Annotated in this window: 14 protein-coding genes and 1 pseudogene; 11 read left to right on the forward strand and 4 right to left on the reverse strand. The window is 61.8% G+C overall.

The genetic code is table 11. The annotated features are described in order from the left end of the window. Positions 1-48: 48 nt before the first annotated feature. The 6 genes from phnE (HJB91_RS25910) (at position 49) to HJB91_RS25935 (ending at position 5,466) form a co-directional block, all read left to right on the forward strand. The gene (phnE, locus tag HJB91_RS25910; RefSeq protein WP_221156093.1) at positions 49-1,008 is read left to right on the forward strand and encodes a phosphonate ABC transporter, permease protein PhnE; all 960 of its coding nucleotides are present in this window, start codon (positions 49-51) and stop codon (positions 1,006-1,008) included. Positions 1,009-1,015: 7 nt separating this feature from the next. Next, a complete protein-coding gene (gene phnE / locus HJB91_RS25915; protein WP_221156094.1) occupies positions 1,016-2,359 on the forward strand; it encodes a phosphonate ABC transporter, permease protein PhnE in 1,344 nt (447 codons plus the stop codon). 141 nt (positions 2,360-2,500) lie between these two features. Further along, on the forward strand, positions 2,501-3,196 hold the full coding sequence (locus HJB91_RS25920) for a DUF1045 domain-containing protein (protein ID WP_210629617.1): 696 nt from the start codon (positions 2,501-2,503) through the stop codon (positions 3,194-3,196). 13 nt (positions 3,197-3,209) lie between these two features. Continuing rightward, positions 3,210-4,349: an alpha-D-ribose 1-methylphosphonate 5-triphosphate diphosphatase gene (locus tag HJB91_RS25925; protein WP_210629618.1), complete on the forward strand. Its 1,140-nt coding sequence runs from the start codon at positions 3,210-3,212 to the stop codon at positions 4,347-4,349. After that, the gene (gene phnN, locus HJB91_RS25930; protein ID WP_210629619.1) at positions 4,346-4,942 is read left to right on the forward strand and encodes a phosphonate metabolism protein/1,5-bisphosphokinase (PRPP-forming) PhnN; all 597 of its coding nucleotides are present in this window, start codon (positions 4,346-4,348) and stop codon (positions 4,940-4,942) included. Before HJB91_RS25925 ends, phnN begins: the two co-directional genes overlap by 4 nt. A 20-nt stretch (positions 4,943-4,962) precedes the next feature. Beyond that, the gene (locus HJB91_RS25935; protein ID WP_221124358.1) at positions 4,963-5,466 is read left to right on the forward strand and encodes a GrpB family protein; all 504 of its coding nucleotides are present in this window, start codon (positions 4,963-4,965) and stop codon (positions 5,464-5,466) included. Between the two features lie 50 nt (positions 5,467-5,516). On the opposite strand, the gene HJB91_RS25940 is transcribed toward HJB91_RS25935, so the two are convergent. Together HJB91_RS25940 and HJB91_RS31185 are read right to left on the reverse strand one after the other, a co-directional pair. Next, positions 5,517-6,227, reverse strand: a complete 711-nt coding sequence (locus tag HJB91_RS25940; RefSeq protein WP_311044190.1) for a LysR substrate-binding domain-containing protein — start codon at positions 6,225-6,227, stop codon at positions 5,517-5,519. Positions 6,228-6,254: 27 nt separating this feature from the next. After that, a pseudogene (locus HJB91_RS31185) lies at positions 6,255-6,416 on the reverse strand (LysR family transcriptional regulator); the annotation flags it as partial. A gap of 538 nt (positions 6,417-6,954) precedes the next feature. On the opposite strand from HJB91_RS31185, the gene HJB91_RS25945 reads away from it, so the two are divergent. From HJB91_RS25945 to HJB91_RS25960, 4 genes are all read left to right on the forward strand, one after another. Next, on the forward strand, positions 6,955-8,004 hold the full coding sequence (locus HJB91_RS25945; protein WP_221156095.1) for an ABC transporter substrate-binding protein: 1,050 nt from the start codon (positions 6,955-6,957) through the stop codon (positions 8,002-8,004). Positions 8,005-8,114: 110 nt separating this feature from the next. Continuing rightward, positions 8,115-9,188 carry an ABC transporter ATP-binding protein gene (locus HJB91_RS25950; protein ID WP_210629621.1) on the forward strand — a complete coding sequence of 358 codons (1,074 nt, stop codon included), beginning with the start codon at positions 8,115-8,117 and terminating at the stop codon, positions 9,186-9,188. Then, on the forward strand, positions 9,185-10,354 hold the full coding sequence (locus HJB91_RS25955; RefSeq protein WP_221156096.1) for an ABC transporter permease: 1,170 nt from the start codon (positions 9,185-9,187) through the stop codon (positions 10,352-10,354). The genes HJB91_RS25950 and HJB91_RS25955 overlap by 4 nt, the downstream gene beginning before the upstream one ends. 1 nt (position 10,355) lies before the next feature. Continuing rightward, positions 10,356-11,144 carry an ABC transporter permease gene (locus HJB91_RS25960; protein ID WP_210629623.1) on the forward strand — a complete coding sequence of 263 codons (789 nt, stop codon included), beginning with the start codon at positions 10,356-10,358 and terminating at the stop codon, positions 11,142-11,144. Positions 11,145-11,202: 58 nt separating this feature from the next. Here the strand turns inward: HJB91_RS25960 and HJB91_RS25965 are convergent, their stop codons facing one another. Together HJB91_RS25965 and polA are read right to left on the reverse strand one after the other, a co-directional pair. Further along, complete coding sequence (locus tag HJB91_RS25965) at positions 11,203-13,572, reverse strand: DNA translocase FtsK (RefSeq protein ID WP_221156097.1); 2,370 nt, start codon at positions 13,570-13,572, stop codon at positions 11,203-11,205. A 170-nt stretch (positions 13,573-13,742) separates the two neighbouring features. Then, positions 13,743-16,742, reverse strand: a complete 3,000-nt coding sequence (gene polA / locus HJB91_RS25970; RefSeq protein WP_221156098.1) for a DNA polymerase I — start codon at positions 16,740-16,742, stop codon at positions 13,743-13,745. A gap of 404 nt (positions 16,743-17,146) precedes the next feature. Here polA and HJB91_RS25975 point away from each other — a divergent pair, with 404 nt between their 5' ends. Continuing rightward, complete coding sequence (locus HJB91_RS25975) at positions 17,147-17,563, forward strand: MarR family winged helix-turn-helix transcriptional regulator (protein ID WP_221156099.1); 417 nt, start codon at positions 17,147-17,149, stop codon at positions 17,561-17,563. Position 17,564: the final 1 nt, after the last annotated feature.

Below are 17,564 nucleotides of genomic sequence, written 5' to 3' on the forward strand. Positions count from 1 at the left end.
GGGCGGCCGGCAACGGCCGCCCTTTGTTTGTTACCGCGGGGAGCGTCCATGACCATTGCCGATACACAGCCGCACGTGCAGAGCACGCAGGAGATCGCCACCGCCTGGGATCGGATGGTCGCGAAGCGCCGCTTTTATACCGTCCTTGGCTTGGTCATCCTCGTTGTGGCATTCGTCAGCTCCGTCCGGTTCGCCGATGAGAGCAATGCCGGCCATTTCTTCGAGCGTCTGCCGCATCTTTTCGACTTCCTGAGCTGGCTCATTCCCAAGGATTGGAACGATGTCTGGCGCGCGCTGTTCGACATAGCCAGCGTCAACGACAGAGGCGGCGAGGAATTCAACTTCGACAAGGGCCGCGTCTACGTCTGGGGTGCCTTCTACATTCCGGAATATTTCGAGCTGATGATCGTCACGATCAACGTAGCGCTCATCTCGACCATCATCGCCTTCATCTTTGCGGTTCCCTTGAGCTTCTTTGCCGCGCGCAATCTCACGAATTCATGGCCGCTGCGCATCGTCACCAAGCGGCTGATGGAGTTCCTGCGCGCTTTCCCCGAGATTGTCATTGCCGGCCTGTTTTCGGCGATCCTGTCGATCGGGCCGGTCGCCGCCATCATAGCCATCACCCTGCACACGATCGGCGCGCTCGGCAAACTCTTCTACGAAGTCGCCGAAAACATCGACATGAAGCCGCATGAGGGGATGAAGGCCGTCGGCGCCAACTGGTGGGAGCGCGTGCGCTTCGCCGCCCTGCCACAGGTGCTGCCGAATTTCACCTCCTATGCGCTCTTACGCCTGGAGATCAACGTGCGCGCCTCGACCATCATCGGGGCCGTCGGCGGCGGCGGCATCGGCGAGGAGCTGAAGCTTTCGATCTCGCGCGGCTTCGGCGCCAAGACGATGGCGCTCGTTCTGCTGCTCTTCGTGACGATCGTCGCCGTCGACCAGTTCTCCGCATGGCTGCGTCGCCGTCTCGTCGGCGAGCACGCTTTCCTTCTGCAACATTGAGGCCGCCATGACGGTGATTGACGCAAACCGCATGCATGAGATCGACGCGCGCTATCCGGAATATTTCCACCGATCGTTCCGCCAGCGTTTCGGCGGGCTGATGATCCTCATTGCGACGCTGCTCTACGGGCTCTATGCCGTCTGGTTCTTCGACCTGCCCAAGCTCTTCGCCGAGGCCCATTGGGAACGCGTCGGCATCTATCTCAGCCAATGGGTGAGCTACGATGTCCAGCCGGACCTCCGCATCCAGGACGACGGCTCGATCGAGGTGCGTTATCCCCGCTTCTCACCGCTCGGCGATCATCCGCACCCGGACTGGGTGTTCAACAATCCCGACGGCAGCATCACCGTTTCCATCAGCGGCATCAGCCGCAGCGTCACCGTCTCAAAGAGCGAAACGATCGTGACCGCGCACGGCGTCAGCGTCCCCGTCGACGTATCGAGCGGCGCGCCTGAGGTGGTCGGGCCGGTGCCGAGCTGGATGACTGTTTATGACGACAACGTGCTTGCGGATCTCGGCTTTGCCGGCGACGTCAGCATTTCCGTCGATCGCGTGAAGGTCCGCAAACGCTTCCTCGGCTGGGCGAATTTCATCTTCGACACGCAATCCTCCTTCTTCGACAAACCGGTCGGCGAAGTCATCGGCCTCGTTGTTTCCGGCCCGCGCATCAAGCCCGACCAAACCAACCTATCGCTCGCCTTCGAGGATATCTGGAACAACAGCGAATGGCAGCATGGCGACGTCTGGACCAAGCTTTTCCAGACGATCGTCATGGCCTTTCTCGGAACGCTGCTCGGCGCGCTTGCCGCCTTCCCCCTCGCCTTCCTGGCAGCGCGCAACATCACGCCGAACCGCCTCCTGAACCAGATCCTGAAACGCTTCTTCGATTTCCTGCGCTCGGTCGACATGCTGATCTGGGCGCTGTTCCTGACGCGCGCCTTCGGCCCCGGGCCGCTCGCCGGCAGCGGCGCGATCTTCCTCACCGAGACCGGCACGCTCGGCAAGCTTTATTCCGAGGGGCTCGAGAATATCGACAACAAGCCGCGGGAAGGCATCAAATCAACCGGCGCCCAAACGGTGCTCGTCCATCGTTACGGCATCATGCCGCAGATCGTTCCGGTTATCGTCAGCCAGACGCTCTACCAGTGGGAATCGAACGTGCGCGGCGCGACCATCATCGGCGCTGTCGGCGCGGGCGGCATCGGCCTCAAACTCTGGGAGGCGATGCGCACCAACGCCAACTGGGAAAACGTCGCCTATATGGTCATTCTGATCTTGATCGTCGTCTTCCTGTTTGACGCCGCCTCGAACGTCCTGCGCCACCGGCTGATGGGCACGAAGACGCACTGACCGTTCGACGAGGGGCGACGGCGACGCTGCCGCCATCATCATTCTGTCACGGAAATCTTTTAGCCGGGAGCCTGCTTGCGGTTCGCCGCCAAATCACTGCACATTGCGCTCCCCGTTTCGACGATCCCCAGGATAAAAGCCTTGCGCTACGCTCTCTATTTCTCGCCGCCGAAGGATGATCCCCTGACCGGCGCGGCTTCGCTCTGGCTCGGCCGCGATGCTTTCACCGGCAAAACCTATCCTGCACCCGAACATGAGACACTCAGTGCGGCAGAGCAGTTCGAGCTGACCGCCGACCCACGCCGCTACGGCTTTCACGCGACGATCAAGGCGCCGTTTTCGCTTGCCGCTTCCGTCACCGAACGGGATCTCATCACCTTTGCCGAGGATTTCGCGGCGCGCACCCCGGCCTTCAAGATTCCTGAACTCGTGCTCGGCCAGCTTGGCCGTTTTTTTGCACTGGTTCCCGGTTCTCTTTACCAACCTCTTCAGGATTTCGCCGGAAAGGTGGTAAAATCCTTCGAACCGTTCCGCGCTACGCTTTCCGAGACTGATATCGCGCGACGCAACCCGGAGAAGCTCAGCGACAGCCAGCGCGCCAATCTGCAACGCTGGGGCTATCCTTACGTCATGGAGGATTTCGGGTTCCACATGACTCTGAGCGGCCAGGTGCCGGAGACACGCGCGGAGGTGATGAAAACGGTCCTGGCGGAGCGTTTTGCCGGTTTTACCGGCCGGCCGCTTTCGATTTCCGGCCTCGCCGTCTTCATCGAGGAGACGCGCGGCGCCCCGTTCAAAGTTCATTCCTGGCTGCCGCTTTCCGGCGCCAAAAGCTGAAAGACCTGACGATATGAGCAAAGAGACCGTCTTTTCCAACGCCCGCATCGTTCTCGAGGAGGACGTCCTTTCAGGATCGATCCTCATCCGCGACGGCAAGATCGTCGATATCTCCGAAGGCAATTCGGTAGCCGGCGAAGATTTCGAGGGCGACTACGTCATTCCCGGCCTTGTCGAGCTGCATACCGACCATCTCGAAGGCCATTATCAGCCACGTCCGGGCATCCGCTGGCACAAGACGGCTGCCGTCCAGGCGCATGACGCCCAGATCGTCACATCGGGCATCACCACGGTCTTCGACTGCCTGCGCATGGGCGCGGACGAGGACGGCGGCTTCGAACATGGCGAGATGCGCGAGATGGCCGACGCCATCCAATCGGCGGAGAAGGAAGGCAGGCTGCGCGCGGAGCACCTCCTGCACCTGCGCTGCGAGGTCTCGGCCGACAACGTGCTCGAACATTTCGCCGATTTCGAAAAGGATCCGCATGTGCGGCTCGTCTCGCTGATGGATCACGCGCCCGGCCAGCGGCAGTTCCAGACGATGGATCAGTATATCTTCTACTACCAGAAGAAGCGGGGCCTGAGCGATGAGGCTTTTGCCCGTTTCGTCGCCAAGCGCCAGGCGGAATCGGCGCGCAATTCGACGCCTCATCGCAATGCCATCGCCAAGGTCTGCGCCGAGCGCGGCATCACCGTCGCAAGCCATGACGACGCCACGCTCTCTCATGTCGACGAGGCGATCGACAATGGCGTGCGCCTCGCCGAGTTTCCGACCAGCTTCGATGCCGCCCGGGCATCGCACGAGCACGGCATGAGCGTGCTGATGGGCGCACCGAATATCGTGCGCGGCAAATCCCATTCCGGCAACATCGCCGCCCGCGATCTCGCCGAAATGGGCGTGCTCGACGTGTTGTCCTCCGACTACGTGCCGCTCAGCCTGCTGCATGCACCCTTCATCCTCGCCGACGAGGTGGAGAGCATCACCCTTCCGAAAGCGATCGCGATGGTGACATCGACGCCCGCCCGCACGGTCAGCCTCGACGATCGCGGCCGGATCGCGACCGGGCTGCGCGCCGATCTCGTCCGTGTCCACCGTTCGCACGGCGTGCCGGTCACACGCTCCGTCTGGCGCCAGGGACGCCGTGTCGCATGACCCCGCACGAACCACATGCAGCAGCCGGAGCCGAACGGGGCATCATGGTCGTCGTCGTTGGGCCGAGCGGCGCCGGCAAGGACACGCTGATGAACCTCGCTGCGCGACGTTTTGCCGGCCGCGACAATGTGCATTTCGCCCGCCGCGTCATCACCCGCCACCGTGACGCCGGCGGCGAGGATCATCTTTCCGTCTCTCTCCAAGGCTTTGCCGCCATGGAGCAGTCAGGCTCCTTCGCCGTCTGGTGGGAAGCGCATGGCCTGAAATACGGCATTCCGGCCGAAGTCTCGGTGGCGCTGTCGCGAGGCCACGTCGTCGTTGCCAACGGCTCGCGCTCGGCGCTTCACCGCTTCCAAGCCGCTTTCCCGCGGCTGAAGGTCATCAACGTCACGGCCCGTCCCGAAGTGCTCGCCAGCCGGCTGGAAGCGCGCGGCCGCGAGACACATGAGGACATCATGGCCAGGCTCGCCCGCGGGCCGCTGACCGTGCGTGGCGACTACGACGTCACGGAGCTCGACAATAGCGGCTCGCTCGAAGAAGCTGAGCAGAAGATGATCGCGATCCTGGACGGATTGTTGGCCGAAGTGCGCTGACGACAATCGCGAGGAAGGGCATGCGCGCCGTCAAAGTGGTCGACTACAACCCGTCCTGGCTGCGGCTCTTTGCCGAAATCAGCGCCGAGATCTCCATCCTGCTCGGCAATCTCGTGCTTTCCATCGATCATATCGGCAGTACGTCGGTTCCCGGCCTGGCCGCCAAGCCGAAGATCGACCTCGATATCGTCACGATCTCCGACGACGCTCTACCGACGGCGATCGATGCGATGCGCGCGGCCGCTTTCGTCTTCCACGGCGATCGGGGAGAGAAACGCTGGGCCTTCACCCGGGATCACCCGGGTTACGGATTCAAGCTCTATCTCTGCGGAGCCGATAATCGCGCGCACCGCGAGCGCATCCTGTTTCGCGACTATCTCAGGGAGCACCCGGAAAGAGCCCGGGCCTATGCCGAGCTGAAACGCCGGCTGGCTGTGGCGGCAGGCGGCGACTGGGATTTCTACACCGGCGGGAAGACCGGGTTCGTCAGTGAGACGGTGCGGCTGGCCATATCGGGAGCGTGAGATCGGCTGTGCGCCCTTTTTCAAACGAGGAAAGCGTGTTCCACCCCCTCCTATCGCCCCGGCTTGCTGGTTTCATCAGACGAATGACCGCCAATAGTTTCAGCGATTGACTGTTGCATCCATGCGCGGAACCGCGCCAAGGTCACTTCATTCCAGCGTTCTCGCGATCCGACGAAATAGTAGCCGCCGAGCCGAACATCCGTTTCGAGCAATTCGACCAGCCGCCCAGCGCGCAGGTCATCCGCAGCGATCAAACGCGTCGCAAGCGCTATTCCTTGGCCCGCGACCGCCGCATCGACCGTCAGATTGGCCGACCAGAGGCGCGGACCATTCAAAACGACTTCATGCTCGAAGCCGGCCTTGTGGAACCATTGGCGCCATTGGTCGCGGCTTTCCTCATGGATCAACGGCTGGCACACCAGATCATCGAGAGTGCGTATTGGGGCGTTCCTGCTGATCCATTCGGGGCTTGTAACCGGAAACATGCGGGGCCTCTCCAGCAAGATCCAGCGGACATTTCCTCTTGGCTCGTCAGAGTAGCGAATGTCCACATCGGCCTCATAACGCGTGAAATCCGGTTCCAGATCGGTTGCGCGCATCACGAAATCGATTCCGGGCAAGGCAAGCTGGAGCTGATTGAAGCGCGGCGTCAGCCAACGCGTTGCGAGGCCCGGCACGCACCAGATGCGCAACACGGTGCGGTTGACCGCTGGGCGCAATTCCGCCGTCGACTTGGCAATGAGGTCGAAAGCGATCCCCACGGTCTCGGCAAAAATCCGGCCTTCCGCCGTGAGCCTGATGCCGCGCGGTCCGGCATCGACAAGCCGTGTGCCAAGCCAGGCTTCGAGGTTGCGGACGTGACGGGATATGACGGTGTGGCTGAGATTGAGATCGTCCGCGGCCCTGCGCATCGAGCCCAGCCGGCTGACCGCCTCGAAAGCGCGCACCATGGATAATGGTGGCAAACGTCCGCGTTTCTGAACCCCTGCCGGTTCATCTGCCAACGATTTCCCTCTGCGCAATCCTGTCCCTCACAAGGAAAGTGGTTCGACCGAACCGAAGTCGGAATGCCGTCTACGCCTTCCATATTACACAGGCTTCGGACCTTCGGTGTAACGAAGAGTGGTGCACGGTGGTGCATATGATGCACCACTTACCGGTTACTTGACAATTGCGCTACCGGCCCCTTTTTCACCGGCGAGTCCCGTCGAATTCTGGGGCTTGAGCAATGCCTGGCCGTGGAGGTCGATTGGGAGCGGTGCATCCACGTCTCCACCGAGGGCAACAAAAAGCGCCTTTCCGCCCCTTGGGACATCCGCCAAGCATTGTCCCTAGCAAAACCGTCCGCCTCTTGGAGATGACACACGGCAAGCCTGCTGCAGCCGGGCTTTGCTTATCCCACAGGCGCGGCTGACGAGATCGCCAACGATTCAGAAGATCGTGGCTGTCAACCAGGCGTCTGAGACGCTCAACAAACAGGGGAAGCGAATGAAACTCAAGAACAGGTCTACGATTGCAGCTCTGGGACTGCTGTCATTGGCAGTCGCTGCCGGGCCGAGCGTGGCCAGGGACCTCACCATAGCTTCCTGGGGTGGGAACTTTCAGGATGCTCAACGAAAGATTTTTTTCCAACCCTTTTCTGAAGTCACCGGCAAGCCCTTGCTCGATGAGGCCTGGGATGGCGGTATCGGTGTACTTCAAGCGAAGGTCAAAACCGGCAATCCTTCCTGGGACGCCGTGGAGGTCGAGGCAGACGAGCTTGCGCTCGGCTGTGCAGACGGTCTTTTTGAAAAGGTGGACTGGAGCAAGCTCGGCGGCAAGGATGCATTCCTCCCATCCGCCGTCAGCGATTGCGGCGTCGGCTCCATCGTTTGGTCGACAGCAATCGCCTATGACGGCGCAAAGATTGCCAAGGGCCCCGAATCCTGGGCCGATTTCTGGGACGTGAAGAAATTTCCGGGCAAGCGTGCGCTGCGCAAGGGGCCGAAATACACGCTCGAATCGGCACTGATGGCCGATGGCGTGCGGGCAGATCAGGTATACGAGGTCCTGGCGACATCGGCAGGCGTCGACCGCGCCTTCGCCAAGCTCGACGCCTTGAAGCCGAGCCTCGTCTGGTGGACCTCGGGCGCCCAGCCGCTGCAACTGCTTGCCTCCGGCGAGGTTGCCATGACCAGCGCCTATAACGGCCGCATCACCGGCATCAACCGCTCGGAAGGCAGGAAGTTCAAGGTTGTCTGGCCGGGCAGCATCTACGCCGTGGACAGCTGGGTCGTCCTCAAGGGTGCCGAAAACAAGGATGCGGCCTTTGACTTCGTTGCCTTCGCCAGCAAGTCGGAAAATCAGGCCAAACTGCCGCAATATATCGCCTACGGTCTTACGAACACAGAAGCCGGCAAGACCCTGCCGCCCGACCAACTGGCGGACCTGCCGACGACCCCGGCCAACATGCAGGGCGCCGTCAGCCTCGATACAGACTTCTGGATCGACAATTCGGAAGCGCTGACCAAAAGATTCGACGCCTGGTTGGCACAGTAGCGGTACAATATCGCCCCCACGGATCGCTCGTGCCGAGGATCCATGGGGGCTTCCGCACATCCTCGTCACTTCGTCTCCTTGAGCACCGATAATCCGAACGGAGGGCCGCCTTGGCTACGCCGCGCATACGCTTTGATAGAGTCTCCAAATCCTATGGCACGCTTCAGGTCGTCAAAGACCTGTCGCTCGACATCGAGAGAGGCGAATTCGTCAGCCTTCTCGGACCTTCGGGTTCCGGCAAGACAACCTTGCTGATGATGGCGGCGGGTTTCGAAAACCCAACCGGCGGCAGCATCTGTCTCGACGGCCGCCGTATCGACCATCTGCCGCCGCATCGGCGCGAAATGGGTGTCGTTTTCCAGAATTATGCACTCTTTCCGCATATGTCGGTCGCCGACAACATCGCCTTTCCGCTGAAGATGCGCGGTACCGGCCGCAGTGAGATCGAGGATCGCGTAAAACGAGCGCTCGACATGGTGCAGCTGTCTGCAATGAGCAGCCGCAAGCCGGCCCAGCTCTCCGGTGGCCAGCAGCAGCGCGTGGCACTTGCCCGCGCCCTGGTGTTCGAGCCGGCCGTCGTGCTGATGGACGAGCCACTTGGTGCGCTTGACAAGCAGTTGCGGGAACAGATGCAACTCGATATCCGCGCACTCCACAAACGTCTGGAGCTGACCGTGGTGTTCGTAACCCACGATCAGGCCGAGGCGCTTACCATGTCCGATCGCATTGCGGTCTTCGACCATGGGAACATTGAGCAGATCGGTTCGCCGCGTGATATCTATGACCGCCCGCAAACACGCGTCGTCGCCGAATTCATCGGCGAAACCAATCTGATAGAAGGAACGGTGAAGACGACGGGAGCAGCCGGGGCTTCCATCGAGATCGCCGATGGACGGCATGTGATGGTATCCGGCAACGGCTCCCTCTCGGTCGGAAGCCGCGTCCATATTTCGGTCCGCCCCGAGCGGATTTCTCTTATGGCCCGCGGCACCGGCTCTGCGATGAATGCCTTGCCGACGAAAATACTCGACAGCGTATACCAGGGCGATCACTTGCGGGTACAGCTTGACCACGATGCCTTCCGCTTCGTGGTTCGGACCGACAGGCGATCGGTGGAGTGGCCAGCCGGCGCCGAAGTGGTGGCGCATTTCGCACCGGACGATTGCTGGGTGATTGCGGCATGAGCGCTTTCCGTCAAAGCGTGGGCAGCCTCGCCCTCGTCCTTCCTCTTACCCTGTTCCTGGGTGTCTTCTTCATGTGGCCACTTCTGACAGTGCTCGAGCAGGCGGTGTCCGATCCTGTCGTCAGCCAAAACCTGCCCCGGACGACCGCCGCGGCCTCAACCTGGAACCGTATTTCCCCACCCTCCGACGACATGCAGACAGCGCTTGTCGACGACCTGAAATCGATCGACGACGATCAGAAGCTGGGCGAGGTGGTCAGAAGACTGAACAGCGCCCAGCCGGGCTTCCGCACTCTGATGAGAAAGACCGTCGCCGCGGTGAAAGACGGCGCTGGGGCGGCAACCCTCGGCGAGGTGGACCCGCGATGGAACGATGCTGCGTTCTGGAGAGCGATCGCCGAAGCGACCAATCCTTATACCGATCGCAATCTCCTTGCCGCGGTTGATCTTCAGCACGACACATCGGGAGCGATCGTGGCGATGCCGGATGGAGAGTCGGCCAATCAGGCGATTCTTCTAAGAACTTTCGGTGTGGCTGCCGTCGTGACCTTGGCGACATGCCTGACCGGCCTGCCATATGCGATGCTGGTCGCAGCCACCAGTGGCTGGCGGCGACAGCTTCTCCTTGCCGCGGTGCTCCTGCCGCTATGGACATCGCTGCTGGTGCGCACCGCGGCGTGGTACATTCTCCTGCAGGACAAGGGGCTTATCAACTCCTCCCTCCTGTCGCTCGGCCTCGTCAGCGACGCGTTGCCACTTCTCTTCAACCGAACGGGTGTCATTATCGCCATGACGCATGTTCTGCTGCCCTTCATGGTCCTCCCGATCTACAGTGTCCTCATCGCAATCCCTCGAAATCTCATGCCGGCGGCAGCCTCCCTCGGTGCGAGACCGATCCGGGCCTTCCTGCATATCCTGTTGCCTCTGACATTGCGCGGTATCGCTTCCGGCGGGCTGCTCGTTTTCATGGCAGCACTCGGTTATTACATCACGCCGGCGCTCATCGGCGGGCCGAAAGACCAGATGATCAGTTCGGTGATTGCCTTCTACGCCACCGGCTCCGCCAATTGGGGCATGGCCGGCGCGCTCGGTATCGTGCTGCTTGCCGCGACCATCGTGCTCTATGGCGTCTATGGCCGGCTCACGACGAAGACGGCAGGTGCATGACATGATAGTTCGTTTGCTTAAATCTCTGTACGGCGCGGCAACGGTGATTTTTCTGCTGGCCCCGCTTTTGGCGATCCTTCCGATCGCATTTACCTCCAGCAGTTTCCTGGCCTATCCCATCCCTTCTTTTTCGACCCGCTGGTTTGCGGAACTCGCAAACGAGGACGCCTGGCGCCGGTCCATCGTCAACAGCCTGCTGATCGGTACGGGGACCACTCTGCTTTCAACCGTGCTCGGCATGCTGGCCTCGCTTGCGCTGCGCAGGCGCATTGTCTTCGGCTCAACGCTGCGGACAATGTTCCTTCTGCCGATGGTCGTTCCAGCGGTCGTGCTCGGCGTCGGGCTTCAAATCCTATTTGCCAAGCTCGGATTTCCGAATACCTTTGCGGCCGTCATCATAGCGCATACCGTTGTCGCCGTCCCCTTCGTGCTGATCAGCATTACCGCATCGCTTGAAGGTATCGACTATCGTGTCGAGCGGGCGGCGACGAGCCTGGGGGCTTCCCCGGCAAAGGTCTTCTGGAAAGTGACGCTGCCGCTCGCCATGCCGGGCGTGCTGTCGGGCGCGGTGCTTGCTTTTGCCACCTCGCTTGATGAAGTCGTGCTGACATTGTTTGTTGCCGGCCCAAATCAGTTGACGCTCGCGCGCCAGATGTTCTCGTCGATTCGCGAAAACATCAGCCCGGCCATCGTCGCTGCGGCATTTCTCTTCATCCTCGGAACGGTCTTTCTCGGAGGCCTGCTGGCCGTCGTGCACAAACGCGCCGCCCGTTCCACAATCGTGGGATGATCCGGGGCTATGGAGTGCAGCGCCTCACGTCGAGCCGTGATGGCGCTGCTCATGCCGATCAATCGCCCTCGCTCCGTCCGGAAACGATCTCGCGCTTGCCGACATGGTTTGCCGGGCCGACGAGACCTTCCTTCTCCATGCGCTCGACGAGCGAAGCGGCTCTGTTGTAACCGATGCCGAGGCGGCGCTGGATATAGGAGGTCGAGCACTTCTTGTCGCGCATGACGACCTTGACGGCCTGCTCGTAAAGCTCATTGCCATCCTCCGAAGCCATGGCGCTCTTGTCGAAAACGGCGCCGGCGTCTTCCTCTTCCGGCTCTTCCTCCTCGTCGGCCGTCACGGTGTCGAGATATTCGGGGCGCCCCTGCGTCTTCAGGTGCGCAACGACTTTCTCCACTTCGGCATCGGAGACGAAGGGACCGTGGACGCGGGCGATGCGTCCGCCGCCCTGCATATGCAGCATGTCGCCCTGGCCGAGCAGCTGTTCGGCGCCCTGCTCGCCGAGGATGGTGCGGCTGTCGATCTTCGAGGTGACCTGGAAGGAGATGCGGGTCGGGAAATTCGCCTTGATCGTGCCGGTGATGACATCGACCGACGGGCGCTGGGTCGCCATGATCAGATGAATGCCCGCGGCACGCGCCATCTGCGCCAGACGCTGGATCGCGCCCTCGATCTCTTTGCCGGCGACCATCATCAGATCGGCCATTTCGTCGACGATCACGACGATATAGGGCATCGGCGCAAGATCCAGCTCTTGACTTTCCTCGATCGGCGCGCCGGTCTGCCGGTCGAAGCCGACCTGGACCATGATGTGGATGGTCTCGCCCTTTTCGCGCGCCTGGGAGACGCGGCCATTGTAACCGTCGATGTTGCGCACGCCGAGGCGCGACATCTTGCGATAACGCTCCTCCATTTCGCGCACGGCCCATTTCAGCGCCATGACCGCCTTCTTCGGATCGGTGACGACGGGCGTCAGCAGATGCGGAATGCCGTCATAGACGGAAAGCTCAAGCATCTTCGGGTCGACCATGATCAGTCTGCATTGCTCCGGCGTCATGCGGTAGAGCAGCGACAGGATCATCGTGTTGATGGCGACCGATTTGCCCGAGCCGGTGGTGCCGGCGACGAGCAGGTGCGGCATCTTCGCGAGCTCGGCGATCACAGGCTCACCGCCGATGGTCTTGCCGAGTCCGAGCGCCAGCTTATAGCCGCTCTTGTCGAAATCCTGGCTCTCGATCATCTCGCGGAAATAAACTGTTTCACGGGTGACATTCGGCAGCTCGATGCCGATGACGTTGCGGCCGGGAACGACGGCGACGCGAGCCGACAGCGCCGACATCGAGCGGGCGATATCATCGGCCAGGCCGATGACCCGCGACGACTTCACGCCGGGCGCCGGTTCGAATTCATAAAGGGTGACGACGGGGCCGGGGCGGACATGAATGATCTCTCCCTTGATGCCGAAATCCTCAAGCACGCTTTCCAGAAGGCCGGCATTCTGCTCCAGCGTCTCCTGCGACATGATCTCGCCGAGACGTTCAGGCGGCTCCTGCAAAAGAGCGCGCGGCGGGAATTCATAACCCGATGCATCGATCTTTTCAGGTCTCGCCGCAAGGCGCGGCGACGGCAGGACTGCGGCGACCGGGGGCGTAGGCCGAGACACGGGGGCGGCCTGGGGCACGAGGGCAGTCTGAGACTCTGGGGCGGCCTGAGGCACCGGCGTGACCTGAGGCATCGGCGCAGTCTGGGGCGCGGCCTGCGGCGCCGGTGCAGTCGCCGCCTCGCGGGTACGGACGGGCCTTTCCAGGGAAATGGCCGCCGGCGGGCGCGGAGCTATCGGCGCGGGCGCTGCAGCCGGCGGCTGGACCGGTCGGGACGCTGCCTGAGTGGGCTTCGGCGCGCCCGGGCGCCATTCCATGATGCGAAACAGCGAGGTAATTGATTCGGGTGCGGTCTCGATCTTCGGAAGAATGATCGAGGGCGCGCGCACCGGTTCGCCCTCCTCGAAGGCCATGACTTCCCAGAAGGCAAAATCGGAAATCGAAGACAGTTCGGAAGCGACGCGCAGGGTAGGAGCCTCCAGCGCGGCGGCCGGCGGCTGCGGCGTCTCGGTCGCCTGAGCCGGTGCTGCGGCAGCTTCAGCGGGCTCCGGCAGGTAGATATCGAAGGGCACCTCTAGCGTGACCGGTTCTATCCGTATCGCCTGCTGTTCCGCTTCCGGTTCGCTGCGAACGGGGTCGTTCGACGGGCGGCGGCGGCTGATCAGCGTTTCGGGCGTGCGGGTGAAGCGAACATTCGGCGCGAGCGAGAAGTTGCTCTGCCAGATCGGCGCCGGCGGCCTCTCGCCTGGATTTTCCTCCGGAAGCTCCGTTTCAATGCCGCTGGAAAAATCTGCGGCATCCGTCAAATTGGTTCTGGGAAAACGCATGCGTCCGCTACTCACTCATGCCTAACAAATTACGACCCTACCGGGATAGAAAAGGAAGGTTAATAAGTTCCTTCCAGCCGTATCGTTCCGATACGAACCAGGAAAGCACATCGTCGTGAATTCAATAAGTTAGGGGAAGCGGAAAAATCTTTTTCGTTTTGGGCAGGCGGTTAATGCGCCTCGTCCCAATTGCTGGCGGCGCGAGCATCGACCTTGAGCGGCACGCGCATTTCGAGCGCCGGCATCGTGGCGTTTTCCATGACGGAGACAATGACCGGCATCGCCTTTTCGACGTCCTCGTCCTCGACCTCGAAAATCAGCTCGTCATGCACCTGCAGCAGCATGCGCACACGCTCGGCAAGACCGGCTTCGGCCAGCGCCGGCTCCATCTTGATCATCGCCCGGCGGATGACGTCGGCAGCAGAGCCCTGGATCGGCGCGTTGATCGCCGCCCGTTCGTTGAAGGCGCGCACCGAAGGGTTGGAGGAGCGGATTTCGGGATAGTTGATGCGGCGGCCGAAGATCGTTTCGACATAACCCTTGTCGCGGGCCATCGCCTTGCGGCTTTCCATATAGTCGCGGATGCCGGGGAAGCGCTCGAAATATTTCTTGATGTAGTCGCCGGCTTCCGAGCGCTCGATCGAAAGCTGGTTGGCGAGGCCGAAGGCGGAGATGCCGTAGATGATGCCGAAATTGATCGCCTTGGCGCGGCGGCGCACCTCACCCGGCATGCCTTCGACCGGCACGCCGAACATTTCCGAGGCCGTCATGGCGTGAATGTCGACGCCATCCTCGAAGGCCTTGGTCAGCTGCGGGATCTCGGCCACATGGGCGAGCACCCGCAGTTCGATCTGGCTGTAGTCGGCGGAGATCAGCTTGTGACCCGGCGTCGAGATGAAGGCGGTGCGGATCCTGCGGCCCTCTGCGGTGCGCACCGGAATGTTCTGCAGGTTCGGTTCGGACGAGGACAGGCGCCCCGTGGTCGTCGAAGCCAGCGAATAGGAGGTGTGGACCCGCCTGGTTTCCGGATGGACATAGCCCGGAAGCGCGTCGGTATAGGTGGATTTCAGCTTGGTGAGCTGGCGCCAGTCGACGATCCTGCGCGGCAGCTCGAAACCGGCGGCGGCGAGGTCCTCGAGCACCGAGGCGGAGGTCGACCATTGTCCGGTCTTCGTCTTGCTGCCGCCGGCAAGTCCCATCTTGCCGAACAGGATGTCGCCCAGCTGCTTCGGCGAACCGATGTTGAAACGCTCGCCGGCGAGCTGGTAGATCTCGTCTTCCAGGCGCGCCGCACCCTGAGCCAGTTCGCCTGACAGCCGCGACAGGATCTGCCGGTCGACGGTGATGCCGCGCGCTTCCATACGCGCCAGCACCGGCAGCAGCGGCCGCTCCAGCCGCTCGTAGACGCTGGTCAGCCCCGTCGCCGCCAGCCGCGGCTTCAACACCAGCCACAGGCGCAGCGTCACGTCGGCGTCTTCAGCGGCATAATGGGTGGCGCGGTCGATATCGACCAGATCGAAGGTGACGTTCGCCTTGCCGCTGCCCGCCACATCCTTGTAGGGGATCGGCGTATGGCCGAGGAATTTTTCCGAGAGCGGATCCATGCCGTGAGCGCCGGTGCCGGCGTCGAGCACATACGAGATCAGCATCGTGTCGTCGAAACTCTTCGTCTCGATGCCGTAGCGCTTCATCAAGAGGTAGTCGTATTTCAGGTTCTGGGCGATCTTGAGGACCGATTCGTCCTCCAGCAATGCCTTCAGCCGCGGCAAGGCGTCACCCATGGGAATCTGGTTGTCGGCCAGGCCGCCGCCGAGCAGATCGCCGACGCCGTTCTTGTGGGCAAGCGGCACATAGGCGGCGCGAATCTTCGTTCCAGTGGGATCGCTGACATTGTCGGCGATCGCCATCGCAAAACCGACAAGCTCGGCCTGCATCGCATCCAGCGACGTGGTCTCGGTATCGAAAGCTACGAGGCCGGTGTCGCGCGCATCGGCGATCCATCGGTCGAGCGCCGCCAGATCGCGGATCGTCTCATAGGTCGAATGATCGAAAGGCAGCGCCGCAAAAGCCTCGGCCCGCGCTTTGGCTAGATCCGCCGGCGAAAAAGCGCCTTCGACACCGCTCTTTGCCTTCGCGCGCGGCGGCACGGGCACCGATTCGCCCGAAACGTCGGGGATGCCGCCGGCAACGGGCTCCGGCTCGGCCGCATCGAGATCGGGACCATGGGCCGCCTTACCCCATTCGATAGGGACGACCGCCGGTTCGATGGCGCTCGCATCGCAATCGCAGACTTCGGCGACGCGTCGGGTCAGCGACGTGAATTCCATCGTCTTCAGGAAGCCGATGAGCTTCGGGCCGTTCTGCGGTTCCAGCACCAGCGCGTCGAGATCGAGATCAAGCGGCACGTCGGTGCGCAGCCGCACGAGTTCGCGCGAAAGCCGCGCCATCTCGATATTGGCAAGGATCGTCTCGCGGCGTTTGACCTGCTTGATCTCGGTGGCGCGATCGAGCAGCGTGTCGAGATCGCCATATTCCTCAAGGAGCTGGGCAGCCGTTTTCGGGCCGATGCCGGGAATGCCGGGAACATTGTCGACGGAGTCACCGGTCATCGCCTGCAGGTCGATCATCTTTTCCGGCGGCACGCCCCATTTCTCGACGACATCGGGAATGCCGATCTGCTTGTCCTTCATGCTGTCGTACATGTGGACATTTGAGGTGACGAGCTGCATCAGATCCTTGTCGGAGGAAACGATGGTGACATCGGCGCCCGCCGCCTCGGCCTGGCGGGCGTAGGTGGCGATGATATCGTCGGCCTCGAAGCCTTCGGTCTCGATGCAGGGCAGGTTGAAGGCGCGGGTCGCCTCTCTTATCAGGCCGAATTGCGGGATGAGCTCTTCCGGCGGGGCCGAGCGGTTCGCCTTGTAGGCGTCATAGAGATCCTTACGAAAGGTCTTGGCGGAATAGTCGAAAATGACGGCAAGATGGGTCGGCGTTACGCCGACATCGGTGTTGCGCGCATCCCTCAAGAGCTTCCACAGCATGTTGCAGAAACCGGAAACGGCGCCGACCGGCAGACCGTCGGTCTTGCGTGTCAGCGGCGGCAATGCGTGAAACGCCCGGAAGATGAAGCCGGAACCGTCGACTAGGAAGAGATGATCGCCTTTTTTCATGCGTGCATGGATAGCGCGGGCAGGAAACCAGGTCCATATAAAGTTCGGTGCACCAGGAGCGGAACGGATTTCCGCTCACCAAACTGTTACCAATTTGTAACGTACCGTGACCCTTGAAAAACCACATTCGTAGCCACAAATCCATGTCACCGGCGCTTGATCGCGTCGCGGGTCTGATTACCGGCTTGTCCCCCGCCGCATCAGGCTTGGACAAAGGCCTTATCCCCCTCTCCGGGCCTTTGTCCCCATTTTAAAGTCGCCATGGCCAACCTCCAGGTCATGGCGACTTTTATTTTCCAGGTCCGCGCAGTTCCGGCTTACATTTTTTGCAGCATCCTCTGCGATTTGCTGCATTGTCTCCGGCACGGTTTTGAGCCTAACTTGCAATCATGGGATTTAACCGCATGGATTCGGGAGCTTACCTTGCCAGCCAGCTGGCGAAGGGTTTTGCCCGCTCGCTGCACCAGCGCGCGGTAGGGCTCGGTTTCTCTCCCGGCCAGTTTCCCATCCTGCTGGAACTCTGGGCCGAGGATGGGCTGACCCAGAAACAGCTTCTCGACCGAGTTGCTATCGAGCAGGCGACCATGGCCAACACGCTTTCGCGCATGGTCCGCGACGGGCTGATCGAACGCCGGCCGCATCCGTCCGACAAGCGGGCGCAGCTGATTTTCCTGACGCCGAAGGCCCGTGCCATGGAGGCTGAGGCGATCGAGACCGCGCGTGAGGCGGACCTGGCGCTGTTCAACGGCTTTCGCGGATTCGAGCGCGAGCTGACGCTCGAATATATCCGCAGGCTGCTGGAAAACGCCAAGGCGCTCTGAC

It is taken from the genome of Rhizobium sp. NLR10b, from assembly GCF_019685435.1.
Classification (GTDB): domain Bacteria; phylum Pseudomonadota; class Alphaproteobacteria; order Rhizobiales; family Rhizobiaceae; genus Rhizobium.

Excerpts from the sequence above, each read along its gene's own strand:
- HJB91_RS25955 (WP_221156096.1), top strand. The coding sequence starts at position 9,185 with ATGAGCGCTTTCCGTCAAAGCGTGGGCAGCCTCGCCCTCGTCCTTCCT.
- phnE (WP_221156093.1), top strand. The coding sequence starts at position 49 with ATGACCATTGCCGATACACAGCCGCACGTGCAGAGCACGCAGGAGATC.
- HJB91_RS25925 (WP_210629618.1), top strand. The coding sequence starts at position 3,210 with ATGAGCAAAGAGACCGTCTTTTCCAACGCCCGCATCGTTCTCGAGGAG.
- phnE (WP_221156094.1), top strand. The coding sequence starts at position 1,016 with ATGACGGTGATTGACGCAAACCGCATGCATGAGATCGACGCGCGCTAT.
- HJB91_RS25935 (WP_221124358.1), top strand. The coding sequence starts at position 4,963 with ATGCGCGCCGTCAAAGTGGTCGACTACAACCCGTCCTGGCTGCGGCTC.
- HJB91_RS25975 (WP_221156099.1), top strand. The coding sequence starts at position 17,147 with ATGGATTCGGGAGCTTACCTTGCCAGCCAGCTGGCGAAGGGTTTTGCC.
- phnN (WP_210629619.1), top strand. The coding sequence starts at position 4,346 with ATGACCCCGCACGAACCACATGCAGCAGCCGGAGCCGAACGGGGCATC.
- HJB91_RS25960 (WP_210629623.1), top strand. The coding sequence starts at position 10,356 with ATGATAGTTCGTTTGCTTAAATCTCTGTACGGCGCGGCAACGGTGATT.
- HJB91_RS25965 (WP_221156097.1), bottom strand. The coding sequence starts at position 13,572 with ATGCGTTTTCCCAGAACCAATTTGACGGATGCCGCAGATTTTTCCAGC.
- polA (WP_221156098.1), bottom strand. The coding sequence starts at position 16,742 with ATGAAAAAAGGCGATCATCTCTTCCTAGTCGACGGTTCCGGCTTCATC.
- HJB91_RS25945 (WP_221156095.1), top strand. The coding sequence starts at position 6,955 with ATGAAACTCAAGAACAGGTCTACGATTGCAGCTCTGGGACTGCTGTCA.